11 protein-coding genes are annotated in these 14,456 nt (G+C 37.0%); 9 read left to right on the top strand and 2 right to left on the bottom strand.

The window, feature by feature from the left end:
* Nucleotides 1–9: 9 nt before the first annotated feature.
* Together dnaB and PSR12_RS23675 are read left to right on the top strand one after the other, a co-directional pair.
* On the top strand, nt 10–1,371 hold the full coding sequence (gene dnaB, locus PSR12_RS23680; protein WP_004233370.1) for a replicative DNA helicase: 1,362 nt from the start codon (nt 10–12) through the stop codon (nt 1,369–1,371).
* A gap of 244 nt (nt 1,372–1,615) precedes the next feature.
* Nucleotides 1,616–2,905, top strand: coding sequence for an adenylosuccinate synthase (locus PSR12_RS23675; protein WP_004233375.1), 1,290 nt, complete (start codon nt 1,616–1,618; stop codon nt 2,903–2,905).
* 67 nt (nt 2,906–2,972) lie between these two features.
* Here the strand turns inward: PSR12_RS23675 and PSR12_RS23670 are convergent.
* Nucleotides 2,973–4,303 (bottom strand): IS3 family transposase gene (locus PSR12_RS23670; RefSeq protein WP_446720643.1). Its coding sequence is split into 2 segments (ribosomal slippage): nt 2,973–3,916 and nt 3,916–4,303, totalling 1,332 coding nucleotides; the frame shifts between segments, so codons are not numbered across the junction.
* 111 nt (nt 4,304–4,414) lie between these two features.
* Nucleotides 4,415–5,254, bottom strand: a complete 840-nt coding sequence (locus PSR12_RS23665) for a YitT family protein (RefSeq protein ID WP_255601677.1) — start codon at nt 5,252–5,254, stop codon at nt 4,415–4,417.
* A 401-nt stretch (nt 5,255–5,655) separates the two neighbouring features.
* Here PSR12_RS23665 and PSR12_RS23660 point away from each other — a divergent pair, with 401 nt between their 5' ends.
* The 7 genes from PSR12_RS23660 to PSR12_RS23630 all read left to right on the top strand — a co-directional run bounded on the left by PSR12_RS23660 (nt 5,656) and on the right by PSR12_RS23630 (nt 14,298).
* Entirely contained in the window at nt 5,656–7,116 is a 1,461-nt protein-coding gene (locus PSR12_RS23660; RefSeq protein WP_221682463.1) for a peptidoglycan DD-metalloendopeptidase family protein, read from the top strand.
* 214 nt (nt 7,117–7,330) lie between these two features.
* Nucleotides 7,331–8,044 carry a response regulator YycF gene (gene yycF / locus PSR12_RS23655; RefSeq protein ID WP_221682462.1) on the top strand — a complete coding sequence of 238 codons (714 nt, stop codon included), beginning with the start codon at nt 7,331–7,333 and terminating at the stop codon, nt 8,042–8,044.
* A gap of 5 nt (nt 8,045–8,049) precedes the next feature.
* Complete coding sequence (walK, locus tag PSR12_RS23650; protein ID WP_221682461.1) at nt 8,050–9,915, top strand: cell wall metabolism sensor histidine kinase WalK; 1,866 nt, start codon at nt 8,050–8,052, stop codon at nt 9,913–9,915.
* Nucleotides 9,912–11,237: a YycH family regulatory protein gene (locus tag PSR12_RS23645; protein ID WP_221682460.1), complete on the top strand. Its 1,326-nt coding sequence runs from the start codon at nt 9,912–9,914 to the stop codon at nt 11,235–11,237. The genes walK and PSR12_RS23645 overlap by 4 nt, the downstream gene beginning before the upstream one ends.
* A complete protein-coding gene (locus PSR12_RS23640; RefSeq protein WP_257520865.1) occupies nt 11,224–12,048 on the top strand; it encodes a two-component system regulatory protein YycI in 825 nt (274 codons plus the stop codon). The genes PSR12_RS23645 and PSR12_RS23640 overlap by 14 nt, the downstream gene beginning before the upstream one ends.
* Nucleotides 12,048–12,836, top strand: a complete 789-nt coding sequence (locus PSR12_RS23635) for an MBL fold metallo-hydrolase (protein WP_048395252.1) — start codon at nt 12,048–12,050, stop codon at nt 12,834–12,836. Before PSR12_RS23640 ends, PSR12_RS23635 begins: the two co-directional genes overlap by 1 nt.
* 166 nt (nt 12,837–13,002) lie before the next feature.
* A complete protein-coding gene (locus tag PSR12_RS23630) occupies nt 13,003–14,298 on the top strand; it encodes a S1C family serine protease (protein ID WP_221682458.1) in 1,296 nt (431 codons plus the stop codon).
* Nucleotides 14,299–14,456 lie beyond the last annotated feature (158 nt).

The raw sequence follows: 14,456 nt of genomic DNA, 5'->3' as shown, positions 1-14,456 counted from the left end.
CGACAATCCATGAGTGAACCGATGATGGACCGCGTTCCACCGCATAACCGGGAGGCGGAGCAATCGGTTATCGGTGCTATCTTCCTTGAGCCACAGGCATTAATAACAGCATCAGAAATTTTATTGGCAGATGATTTTTATTTAAATGCCCATAAGAAAATTTTCGAAACGATGTTGCGCTTAAGTGATCAAGGAAAAGCGATAGATGTTGTAACAGTTACAGAAGAATTATCAGCTAAAAAAGAGATTGAGGACGTTGGCGGGCTTTCTTATTTACTAGAGCTCGCCAATGCTGTCCCTACAGCTGCCAATGTCGCTCATTATGCCAAAATCGTTGAGGAAAAGGCCCTCTTACGTCGATTGATTCGAGTGGCTACGAAAATTGTCGAGGACGGCTATACACGTGAAGACGAAGTAGAGGCATTATTAGGCGAGGCAGAGAAGAAAATGATGGAGGTTGCCAATCGAAAGAATGCAGGTGACTTTAAGCATGTTAAAGATGTGCTAGTGGAAACTTTCGATAATATTGAGCAACTTCAATCACAAAAGGGAGAAGTAACGGGTATCCCGACTGGCTTCCGTGATTTAGATAACATTACTGCTGGCTTTCAACGCAACGATTTAATCATTGTTGCTGCTCGTCCATCTGTAGGGAAAACCGCCTTTGCATTGAATGTTGCGCAAAGTGTTGCTGTACAAGCTCGTGAAAATGTTGCAATCTTTTCTTTAGAGATGGGTGCAGAGCAACTGGTCATGCGTATGCTTTGTGCAGAAGGAAATATAGATGCACAAGTTTTACGTACAGGTGCTTTAACTACGGAAGATTGGGGTAAACTAACTATGGCAATGGGTAGTTTATCGAATTCAGGGATTTTTATTGATGATACTCCAGGTGTACGTATCAATGAAATCCGTGCGAAATGTCGTCGTTTAGCTCAGGAGAATGGACTAGGAATGATCTTAATTGATTATTTACAGTTGATTCAGGGGAGCGGCAAGCCAGGAGAAAACCGTCAGCAAGAGGTATCAGAGATTTCCCGTTCCTTAAAGGGATTAGCCCGTGAATTAAAGGTACCTGTTATTGCGTTATCACAGTTATCTCGTGGTGTTGAGCAACGACAAGATAAACGGCCAATGATGAGTGACTTACGTGAATCGGGAAGTATTGAGCAAGATGCTGATATTGTTGCGTTTTTATACCGTGATGATTATTACGATAAAGAATCTGAGAATAAAAATATGATCGAAATTATCATTGCGAAACAACGTAATGGTCCAACAGGAACCGTTACATTGGCCTTTAAAAAAGAATTCAATAAATTCATTAATGTGGATTGGTCACAAATGCCACCTCCACCGCCACGTGATTAGTCAAGTTACTCGTCATTCAGATAAGTTGCCTATTAGGAATGAAATATTACCCTTAGAATAATTTAATCTGAATGTTCGATAATATTCATACCATTCTGTTATTAAACACGAACGTTGAATCAGATTTTTTGATTTTATGTTCGTGTTTTTTCACTATTTTTTATTGACGAGTTGTTTCTATCATTGTTACAATAATTGAGGCTTGAAAATTGAGATACAAAGGTATCTAACGGAGGTGCTGATTATGACATCAGTAGTAGTTGTAGGAACACAGTGGGGAGACGAAGGAAAAGGTAAAATTACAGATTTCCTTTCGCACAAAGCCGATGCCATCGCTCGTTTTGCCGGTGGAGATAATGCAGGACATACCATTAAAATTGATGGTGAAACTTATAAATTACATTTAATTCCATCAGGGATCTTCTATAAAGATAAAACTTCAGTAATTGGTAATGGATTAGTTGTGAATCCAAAATCATTAGTAACAGAGCTTAAAGGTTTACAAGAGCGTGGTATTAATACAGATAATCTACGTATTTCTAATCGTGCGCATGTGATTTTGCCTTATCATATTAAACAAGATATTGCGGATGAAGAAAGTCGTGGAGACAATAAAATCGGCACAACTTGTAAAGGTATTGGACCTTGTTATCAAGATAAAGTAGCACGTATTGGGATTCGTATGGCTGACTTACTTGATAAGGAAATCTTTGAGGAAAAACTACGTCATAATTTAGCCATTAAAAATAAGTTATTTGAGAAATTCTATGAAGTTGAAGGCGTAACATTCGAAGAAATTTTTGAGGAATACTATGGTTACGGACAAGAAATTGCCAAGTATGTTACGGACACATCTAAAATTTTGAACGATGTCCTTGATGAGGGCGGTAAAGTGCTATTCGAAGGTGCACAAGGAATTTTACTTGATGTCGATCAAGGTACGTATCCATATGTAACATCTTCAAATCCTGTAGCTGGAGGAGTAGCGATTGGTGCAGGTGTTGGGCCATCACGCGTAACAAGTGTTATTGGTGTATCTAAGGCCTATACATCTCGAGTAGGAGATGGACCATTCCCAACAGAATTGTTTGATGAAGTAGGTCAACAAATTCGTGAGGTTGGTCGCGAATACGGTACAACAACAGGTCGTCCACGTCGTGTAGGCTGGTTCGACACAGTCGTTGTTCGTCACTCACGCCGTGTAAGTGGCATTACTCATCTTGCTCTTAACTCTATCGATGTTTTATCGGGCTTAGAAACAGTAAAAATTTGTACAGCCTATAACTATAAAGGTGAAACAATCACAGAGTATCCAGCAAATCTTCATATTATTGAACAATGTGAGCCAATTTATGAGGAGCTTCCAGGCTGGTCTGAGGATGTAACAAGCTGCAGAACTTTAGAAGAGCTACCTGAAAATGCACGCCGCTATGTGGAGCGTATCAGCGAACTAACAGGCATTCAAATTGCTACTTTCTCTGTTGGACCTGCACGTGAGCAAACAAACGTGTTAGTGGATGTTTGGGAAGCATAATGAAATAAAATGAAAAGGGCGTGCCAAATGTAAAGTGTACCCTTTGTAAAGGACATTTTGAAAAAGGTTAGGCAACTTCTTGAAGCTGCAGTCTGTATTTTACAGGCGGCAGCTTTTTTAAATCCCACTGACCTCGATAATGGTTATAATAGATCATATAGCTTTTCACTTCTTGTTTTACGTCTTCCAATGTCTCACAATCTTTTATATTCGTCTCATCTTTAAAATGCCCAAAGAATGATTCTTGAGGTGCGTTGTCCCAACAGTTTCCTCGGCGTGACATCGATTGACCTAAGCCCATTTGTTTCACGAGTTTTTGGAACGCTGGATTGGTATAATGAAAACCTTGGTCTGAGTGGATGAAGGCGTCCTGAGCTAGATGCTTTAGCTTTTTCAGTTTTTTCAAAGTGTCGAGCACAATTTCCATTGTGATGCTATCTGCTACTTCATACGCCAAAATCTCATTCGTCTCAGCGTCTTTAATCGTTGATAAATAAGCACGTTTACCATTTTTATATGTCAAATACGTGATATCTGTTAAGAGGACTTTACCAGCCACGCCTTGTTTAAATTGGCGTTCGAGCATATGTGGACACGTACGATGTTCTTGTGTGGCTTTGGCTAGACGACGGTAAGGATTCGCTTTACGAATTGGACAGATAACCCCGAACTTCTTCATAATGCGGCGAATTCGCTTCAGATTATAGGTAATACCATATTGATGGTGAAGCGTCATTTTGATTTGACGTGCGCCTTTGTGACGTCGTCGGAATCGATACGCTTTTAAAATCACTTCCTTTACGACTTCATCTGCTTGGTGTTTCATCGCTCTTTTTTGAAGAGATTCTTCCTTAAAATAGTTATAATAGCCTGAGCGTGATACCTCCAACACTTCACAAAGATAGCGTACCATTCGCTTCAATCCATACGTTTCAATCGTTTGACCAATCAGTTCAAATTTCAGTTCTGGTGCGAGTTTTATTTCTTTTTCAACATCTGCCTTTCGAGTAAATCGATCTTTTTTAATAGTTCGTTTTCAGCTTCTAGTAAACGCATTTTTGCTTCAAGTCGTGCATACTTTTCCTCTATACTTAATTCTCGCTCGATAGGACGTCCTGTACTGTGTTTTCGAGAATCTTCTAAACCGGTGATTCCACGTTTTTTATAAGCTGTTCTCCACCTAGTACCTGCTCTGTGAATACGTGTTATACCAATCGCTTCCACGTCAAATCCCGCTTCTTCAAAAATTTCTCTTGGTAATTTTCCTGTTTCAGATTGTGCAATAAATAAGCGTTTAAACTCATCCGTATACGTAATCGCTTTATTGCTCACAGCTTTTACATACGGATTCTTTTTTAATTCATTTTGTTGGTGGGGTGTTAAAAAGTTCTTAGTCATAGTAGTGGCTCCGAATCTTGTTTTTTTCAATTATAAACAAAAATGCCCTATAAGATGACCTTTTTCAAGTGTCTATCTTATAGGGTACAGTTTAATGCGGCATGCCCTTTTTTAGTGAATATCTTTCTTCTTAAAGCGACCACCTTTTACCTCGGCGATATTACCGATGGCTAGAAAAGCATTGTCATCTATTTCAGCGACGATTGTTTTCAATTTAGATTCTTCTAAACGAGTTATAACGGTAAATATGACTTTCTTGTCATTCCCCGTATAAGCTCCCTCTCCGTGAAGGAAAGTAACACCACGACCAAGTCGATCCATAATCGTTTGTCCAATTTCATCAATTTCATCACTTATGATATAAACAGATTTTGATTCTTCCAATCCTTGAATAACAATATCAATCATTTTATAGGCAATATAGTATGCAATGATGGAGTACATGGCTTGCTCCCAATTAAAAATAAATCCTGCCACCGTAAAAATAATGATATTGAAGAACATGATGATTTCTCCAACTGAAAAAGGTGTCTTGCTATTTGCTAAAATAGCTAGTATTTCAGTTCCATCCAATGAACCTCCATAACGAATGACAATACCGACACCAACTCCTAAAATCATTCCTCCAAAGACTGTTGCCAATAATGTGTCTTCCGTAAATGGATGGATATTATGTAAGGCAAGTGTTGAAAAAGAGAGTACGGTAATACCTAGACCTGTGGACAATGCAAAGGTTTTACCAATTTGTTTATAGCCTAAAAAAATAAAAGGTAAGTTTAAAATGAAGATGAAAATACCAAGGGGTAATTTTAATAAGTGAGATGTGATAATGGAAACACCTACGATGCCACCATCCATAATGTGGTTGGGTACTAAAAACAGTTCCAAGCCCAATGCCATTATAATCGCGCCTAGCGAAACCATAATAATTCTTGCAAAAACTTTTCGCATGCTATTTTTCTGAGATCTCAACACTTTTGTTGTGATATCAGCGGTTTGTGAATCACTCAATTTAATCGCTCCAATCAAATAGTGTACCTTCTATATATATTTTATCGGAATATTAAAAAAGTAAAAAGTATTAAGTCAAAATTCCCTTGAAAAAAATTTTAGAATAGTATAACGATGATAGTTAAATTAATTTTGAGAACCAATATATGAATAAAATTACAGTATTTATAAACTATATAAAATATATTCTATGTAACAATAAGTAGATAAATAATACATTTACATTACAAAAGAGTTAAATCGTTCAAACGTCATTTTCTTTATGGTACATTATAGGGGTGCAAAAAATCCTTGTGGGTAAATCATCCTACAGTAGGGTAAAGTTGGAAGGGGCTTTATTGATGAATTCGTTTTGGAAGAGAAAAGAAGAAAACAATAGATTCACCTACAATTTTTCTTCTTTTAAAAAGGCTTCAATCGTTGTAGTTTTAATGACAAGCCTAACGATTAACATGGGATTTGCTAAGGAATATAACAAAGAAAACTTAAATAAAATTTACCACGTCTATGTGGGGAATGAATATATTGGTGCAGTATCTGATGAGAAAGCAATTCAAGAAATAATTGCATCAAAAGAAAAAGTGGCAAGTCAGCAATTCAAAGGTTTATCCATTGATGCTAGCTCAGCTGTTAAAATAATCCCAGAACAAGTATTTACAAACGAAACAAAAGATGCAGAAACATTATCAAAACTTAAGCAATCTTTAGTGGCCAAATCAGATGCCTTTACATTATTAGTAAATCACAAACCAGTAGTATCACTAAAGAATACAGAAGCTTATGAGAAAACTGTTCAAATGTTAAAGCTACAATATGTTTCCCAGCAAGAATTAGATAACTTATCAAAACGCCAAGCTAGCAATAATCTACCAGAATTAAAAGATGGTGAGTCTAGACTTCTAAATGTTTCTTTTAAACAAGGCGTTTCAGGGTTATCACAAAAAGTGACACCCACTGATATATTATCACCTGAGCAAGCCGTGAAGTTTTTAATGACAGGTTATCTTGAGCAAGAAACATACAAAATTGAATCAGGAGATGTGTTAGGGTCAGTTGCTAAAAAACATAATTTAACAACAAGTGAACTACTAGCTCTCAATCCGGATATCACAGTAGATACAGTTTTACAAATTGGACAAGAATTAAATGTTACTGTGGCAAAGCCATTTGTGACACTTGAAGTAAAAAAGGAAAAGAAAGTTGCGGAAGTCATTCCGTTTAAAAAAGTAATTGAAGAAGATCCTACAATGTATAAAGGTGAAAAGGTCATCAAGCAAGAAGGTGTTAATGGAAAAAAAGAAACAACTTATGCATTAACATCTGAAAATGGTACACAGACATCAAAAGTTGCCTTAGAGGAAAAAATACTTCAACAACCAGTAGATGAAATTGAAGTAGTTGGTACAAAGGTTATTTCTTCACGTGGAACTGGAGAATTTGCATGGCCAGCAGTCGGGGGCTATATTTCAAGTGGTATGGGTGAACGTTGGGGAGCCTTCCATCGTGGTATTGATATCGCTCGACCAAGTAACTATAATATTTTGGCTGCTGATAATGGTGTAGTGGTTGCTGCTGGCACTTCTGGCACCTATGGTAATCGTATTGTTATTAATCATAATAATGGTTTTACAACACTTTATGGACATTTATCTTCAATTAATGTTGAAGTCGGACAAGTAGTGGAAAAAGGTTCTGTGATTGGTATTATGGGTTCCACTGGAAATTCGACAGGTACACATTTGCACTTTGAAGTTGAAAAGAACGGTTCATTAGAAAATCCGTTATCTTATGTAGGCCGATAAAACATGTTGAATAGAAGGCAGTCCGAATAATGGACTGTCTTTTTCTATTATTTCCCGAGAAATAATTGTTGAATTACATCGCTTTTTGTCACAGTAATAGAGGGATTGAATATCGATTAATGCATAGAATCCGAAAGCATGATAGAGTTAAGAGTAGTGAATTTACAAATACACATTGTTTAAGAATAGATAAGAAGCGAAAGGGAGAGTATGTATGAATAAAACAATTTTAGTTGTTGATGATGAGAAACCAATCGCAGATATTTTGCAATTTAATTTAATAAAAGAAGGCTATAAAGTTATTTGTGCTTATGATGGTGATGAGGCATTAAAGAAAGTAGAGGAAGAGCAACCAGATTTAATGCTTTTAGATATTATGCTGCCAAAGCGTGATGGCATGGAAGTTTGTAGAGAAGTACGTAAAAAATATGATTTTCCGATTATTATGCTAACAGCTAAAGGCTCTGAAATTGATAAAGTATTAGGATTAGAGATGGGTGCAGATGATTATGTCACAAAGCCATTTAGTACAAGAGAGCTGATTGCACGTGTAAAGGCCAATATGCGCCGTTTACAAGTAGTCGCTCCAGCTACAGAAGAGGCTGAGGAAGAGTCGAATGAGATTGTCGTAGGTTCGCTTGTTATTCAACCAGATGCCTATTTAGTAATGAAGCGTGATGAAGCAATTGAATTGACACATCGAGAATTTGAGTTACTTCATTATTTAGGGAAACATATTGGACAAGTAATGACACGGGAGCACCTCCTACAAACAGTATGGGGCTATGATTACTTTGGTGATGTACGAACTGTTGATGTAACAATTCGCCGTTTACGTGAAAAAATTGAGGATAATCCTAGTCATCCCGCTTGGATTGTCACGCGACGTGGTGTAGGTTATTATTTACGAAATCCTGAACAGGAGTAATAGGAATGCAGAAAGTGAGCTTCTTTAAATCCATTCATGTAAAACTAGTGCTGATTTATATTTTATTAATATTGCTTGCTTTACAAATTATCGGTATCTATTTCGCTCGTGAGTTAGAAAGAAATTTGAAGAGCAACTTCCAAGATTCCATTTTTCAGCGAGTTGACTTGATGCAATATAGTCTTCGTGAGGAAATTTTAAAGGAACGCGATGAAAGCATGCCTAAACTAGAGGAGAGCCTAAAGTCAATTGTTATGGAGTTTTCTACTGGTTTAAGGGATGTTTCAAATGGTGATATTTTAGAAATTCGTGTCATTGACAATAGACAAAGAATACTTGCAACATCTGAGCTTGAAAACCAGAATTTAATAGGTCAGCGCTCTAATACTGACCTTGTACGTCGAGCGATATCTGCCGAAACACTGTTTGATATTATTAAGCTGGACAATAAGACGAGAAATCGTGTGTGGGTTTTAGCGAATCCCATTCGTGCGGGTGCAGGACCAGACGATGAAATCATTGGTGTACTCTATATTGAAGCCAATATTGAATCAGTTTTTGAACAAATGAATGATATTAATCAGATTTTCCTTGGTGGTACCGCAATGTCCTTGGTCATTACCATCTTCTTAGGTATTCTTGTGGCAAGAACAATTACACAGCCAATTGCTGATATGCGAAAGCAGGCTCAGGCAATGGCGAAGGGGAACTATTCTCGAAAGGTACGTGTATATGGTACAGATGAAATCGGCCAGCTAGCCATCACCTTTAATCATCTAACCAACCGTTTGCAGGAAGCCCAATCGACCACAGAAGCTGAACGTCGAAAGCTAGATTCAGTTCTGAGTAATATGACAGATGGTGTAATTGCAACAGATCGTAAGGGACGTATTATTCTCATCAATGACCCTGCATTGGAATTACTGCATATTTCAAGAGATATTACATTAGGGCGTCCTATCGCCTCGGTATTGGGGATTGATCAGGAATATAGTTTTGAAGACTTAATTCATATGAATGATGCCGTGAATTTAAACTTTAGTACAGCAGATGCCCCCTATATACTTCGTGCTAATTTCTCTGTTATTCAAAAAGAAACAGGCTTTATTAATGGTCTGATTACTGTTTTGCACGATATAACAGAGCAAGAAAAGATTGAAATGGATCGTCGGGAATTCGTATCAAATGTATCACATGAGTTAAGAACGCCATTAACAACAATGCGCAGTTATTTAGAGGCACTTGCAGATGGTGCATGGAAAGATGAAAATATTGCTCCTACGTTTTTAAATGTGACACAAACCGAAACAGAGCGTATGATTCGTTTAGTAAATGATTTACTGCAGTTATCAAGAATGGATAGTTCAGATTATGAGTTAAATAAAGATATTGTCTTATTTAATTCATTCTTTAACCGCATTATTGACCGATTTGAAATGTCTAAGTCTGACAAGGTACAATTTGAACGATTATTCCCTGAAACATCCTTTTATGTAGAAATTGATACGGATAAAATCACACAAGTTATTGATAATATCATTTCCAATGCTATTAAATATTCTCCAGATGGCGGCAATATTCGCTTTGGGTTTACGGGACAGGATGACATGTTGAAAGTCATGATTTCAGATGATGGCATGGGTATTCCTAAAGAAAATGTTGGCCGTATTTTTGATCGTTTCTATCGTGTGGATCGTGCACGCGCTCGTTCTATGGGAGGAACAGGCTTGGGACTAGCTATTGCGCGGGAAATGATTGAAGCACACGGCGGTAAGATTTGGGCTGAAAGTGAAGAAGGACATGGTACAACAATTTTCTTCACATTACCATATGATGCAGATGAATTTGGTGAGGCAGGTGAGTGGGAATGAAATATATAGAGCCAGTTAAATCTGTTGTATTATTTCTACTTGTTATGCTGAGTGTGATTTTAACTTTTTTAATTTGGACCTATACACCTGATTATAAATATATTGAAAAAACAGAGGGAGAGGAAATTTTAATTAAGCCGCAAAAGGATATGGAGGATATTATTCGACCATACAAGGCTATTTTCCGTTCTGAAGAAGAGTTTACAGGCACAGTTTCTAATGCAGCTATGAAAGATATGATGAAAGTATTTAAAGGCTGGAATGTTTTAGATTTGGTGTCTGTAAACAATAATCTTTCTGCAAACTATGTGAATCAAATTATTGGCGCAGATCATCGAATGACAATTTTTTTTACGGGAGAGATTCCATTTTCAGCTTTTAACACAACCTTTCAGTTCACAGATAAGGAATTACCAGAAACAACGTTCAATCGTATGATTATAGATTGGAGTAATTACAATAGCAAAGAATTAATGTTGTATTACATTAGTGGCAATAACCAATCATTATTCCGCTCACATGTCAGTGTGCCAAACATGAATCAATTTATACAGGAAGTCATAGAGCCTGCAAAAAAATATGAGGTTTTTAAAGAAGTAGAGAGAGAAGGCTATACATCTCTTTATTTGGCGAACAGTAATATTGAATCTGTAAAATATACATATTTTATTGAGGATATTACGCCAGAATTATTTAAAAATGTGCTATTCCCAGATCCAAATATTGTGCAGCGGAATGTGGAAAGTGCATCCTCTGAAAAATATACAGATGGTATGTCGTTAATGACCTTAGAAACAAATCTTAAATCATTAAACTATGTTTATCCTGCTGCAGAAAGTAGTATTAGAGTCGAGCCATCCAAGCTTTTAAAGGATAGCTTTGAATTTATTAATGAGCATGGAGGATTTACGGCAGATTTCCGCTATACTTCATCCAATACCAATAAAAATCAAATAGATTATCAAATGTATTTGCAAGGTTTCCCTGTCTATAGCAATCATGTTATTACACGAATGACAACGATTTGGGGAGATAGTCGAATTTTCCATTACAAGCGTCCATACTTCTCATTGGATATGGATATATCATTGGAGAAAGAAATCAAAGAATTAGCATCAGGTGCGGAGATCGCAGAGAGATTAAAAAGCGCTAACAGTATTCCTCTGTCTGATATCGATGAAATCGTCTTGGGCTATTATTTAACACAAAATCAAGAACAGAATATATTTATATTTGAACCTTGTTGGTTTGTTATTCGGAATGGTACATGGACTAAACTGACTCCTGAAGTATTAGGAGGTGTTAAAAATGGATTGGAATAGAACAAAATCTATTTTTATATTCGTTTTTTTAATACTGAACATCTTCTTGTATTCACTTTATGTCAATCGCTATAATGAAGCAAAAGATATTGAGGTACCGGGTGAAAGAACAATAGAAGCCCGTTTAAAGGATGATAATATTACCTATGGCACATTACCAAATAATATTGAATCTGCTTCGTATATGACAGCTCAAGTGCATAAATTCACACCAGACGAATTTAGTAATAGTAACCAGCAAGTTAAATTGAAGGATGATAATAATACAAAGGCTCGTGTTATTTTTATGAGGCCTGTTAAATTACGTAATGTAAGTGATGACGCAAGCTTTACAGATTTTGTCCTGGCAAACATCATTGAAGGTGAATCTTATGCTTTGTGGAAAGTAGACCGCGAAGAACGAGTCGCAATTTTTTTCCAAAAGACAAACAATCGAATGTTCTATTATAGTGGTTCATTAAAAATAAAATGGAATGCTAATAACGAAGTAACAATGTATGAGCAAACAATGATTGATAACATTGAAGAAATGGAACAGCAGGAAACCGTTATTCCACCACTTCAAATTATTCAAACTTTGTATGCGAAAGGACCGCTCAAGCCAGATTCTCGCATTACACAAATGAAACTAGGTTACTCAACGCTTGTTAAATTGACACGTACTCAGGTACTGGTGCCAACATGGGAAGTTCAGGTGAAATTATCTGATGGGACAAAAGAGGAGTACTTTGTGAATGCAGTAGAAGGTAAAGTCATCGAAATCCAGGAGGACAAGCAAGAGAGCGAAGAAGAAGACTGGGGAGTTGAATAATGCGATTTAGTGTTTTAGCAAGTGGCAGTACAGGGAATTCGATTTATGTAGAGAATGACGATCATGCTTTTATCGTTGATGCGGGTCTTAGTGGGAAAAAGATGGAGCAGTTATTTACAAAAATCGACCGTAATATGAAGCAACTCAGTGGTATCTTTGTTACACATGAGCATAGTGATCATATTAAAGGAATTGGTGTACTGGCACGGAAATATAATGTACCAATTTACGCAAACGCCAAAACGTGGCAGGCAATGGATGGGCTTATTGGGGACATTCCTGTAGAGCAACGTTTTGAATTTGAAATGGATACAGTGAAGCATTTTGGTTCTTTAGCTGTTGAATCCTTTGCTGTTTCACACGATGCAGCAGATCCGATGTTCTATACTTTTCATGAAAATGATCGCAAGCTTGTCATTATTACTGATACAGGCTATGTCAGTGATCGTATGAAAGGAATTATTCGAGGCGCTGATTCATTTGTCTTTGAAAGTAATCATGATGTCAATATGCTTCAAATGGGACGTTATCCTTGGTCTATTAAACGTCGCATTTTAAGTGATGTAGGACATGTATCTAATGAGGATGCAGCAATTGCAATGAGTGAGGTTGTATTTGATAAGACGACGAATATTTATCTTTCACATTTGAGTAAGGATAATAATATGAAAGAGCTAGCACGTATGAGTGTCGCACAAACCTTACAATCTTGTGGCATCCTTGTTGGTGAGCATGTTCATCTATTTGATACGGATGCAGAAGAACCGACGAAATTGGTTACGGTTTAATCAGAGGCTATTTAGACAAAATTTGAAGCTGTTCAACGCATAAAAAATGCATTGAACGGCTATTTTTTATGCCTATTTTATTTGTTTTTCATCTGATTTTAATGTTTGAATCGTAAGATTAGGGTAACAACTAATTAGATAGCACTCAAAGGAAAGGATGAGGATCATGAGCTATTTCCAAGATGATGATAAAAACAGTGATTTCCTAAAAAATGATGAGGTACCGAAATCACCTCTTCAAGAAAGACTAGAGCGTGAGGAGCAAGAAATGCAGACTAAGCGCATGAAAAAGAAAGGTGGCGGAGGTAAAGGCGGCTATTTCTTTAGTGGTTTGGTCGGTGTCATTATAGGTGCTTTACTTGTGTGGCTTATGCTACCAGGACTTGTAAGCCAAATGCCTGGAACAACAACAAGTAATACAGGAAAAAATAGCACAACAATTAATCAGGTAGCTACAGAAGTAACGACAGATGTGACAACTGCAGTTGATAAAGCCTCACAAGCAGTTGTTGGTATCACAAATATTCAAGAAGTAACAAGCGGAGGTTTTTGGAGCCCACCATCAACGACAACAAAAGAAGCAGGAAGCGGTTCAGGTGTTGTTTATAAAATTGAAGGTGATAAAGCCTTTATCATCACAAATAACCACGTTATTGAAGGGGCAAAGCAGTTAGAGGTCACAATGCCAGACGGAACAAAAGAACCGGCTCAATTAGTGGGTCACGATGTTTGGACGGACCTTGCAGTTATTTCTATTAACTCTAAAAATGTTAAAACCGTTGCGACATTCGGGAATTCAGATGTATTAAAACAAGGTGAAACAGTGATTGCCATTGGTAACCCACTTGGTTTAGACTTCTATGGTTCTGTGACAACTGGTGTTGTTTCTGGTAAAGACCGTTCTGTACCAGTAGACTTAAATGGTGATGGCACAGAAGATTGGCAACAAGAAGTATTGCAAACAGATGCTGCGATTAACCCAGGAAATAGTGGTGGAGCACTTGTGAACTTAGCTGGAGAATTAGTAGGAATTAACTCCATGAAAATTGCTGAATCCTCAGTTGAAGGTTTAGGGTTCTCTATTCCAATTAATTCAGCTATTCCAATTATCGAGGAATTAGAGAAAAATGGAGAAATGAAACGTCCAACAATGGGAGTTTCACTTGCAGATTTAACAGATGTGCCATCATTCTATCAACAACAAACATTAAAATTACCTGCAGAGGTGACAACAGGCGTTGTTGTAACAGATGTCATGAATAACTCACCAGCCTCAAAAGCAGGGGTTCAACAATACGATGTTATTGTAGAGATGGATGGTCAAAAAATCGAAACAACTATAGATTTACGCAAGCATTTATATAATGACAAAAAAATTGGTGATAAGCTAACATTAAAAGTGTACCGTCAAGGTAAATTAGTCGAGCTATCACTAACATTAACAAACGGTAATACATTGTAAAGAAGATGAAAAGCGATGAGATCTAATCAATCTCCATCGCTTTTTTTATGAGGATGGAGAAAATACTTTTATGAAATATTGTGGATAACTAGAAAATTGTGAATACTAATTCCACACAGTAAATCGGGAGTAAAAGGCACTTCTTCCATACATGCTAT

The organism is Lysinibacillus sp. G01H, from assembly GCF_028872195.1.
GTDB classification, from domain to species: Bacteria; Bacillota; Bacilli; order Bacillales_A; family Planococcaceae; genus Lysinibacillus; species Lysinibacillus capsici.
The sequence above is the reverse complement of the archived record's forward strand: the minus strand, read 5'-3'. Positions and strand labels throughout refer to the sequence as shown.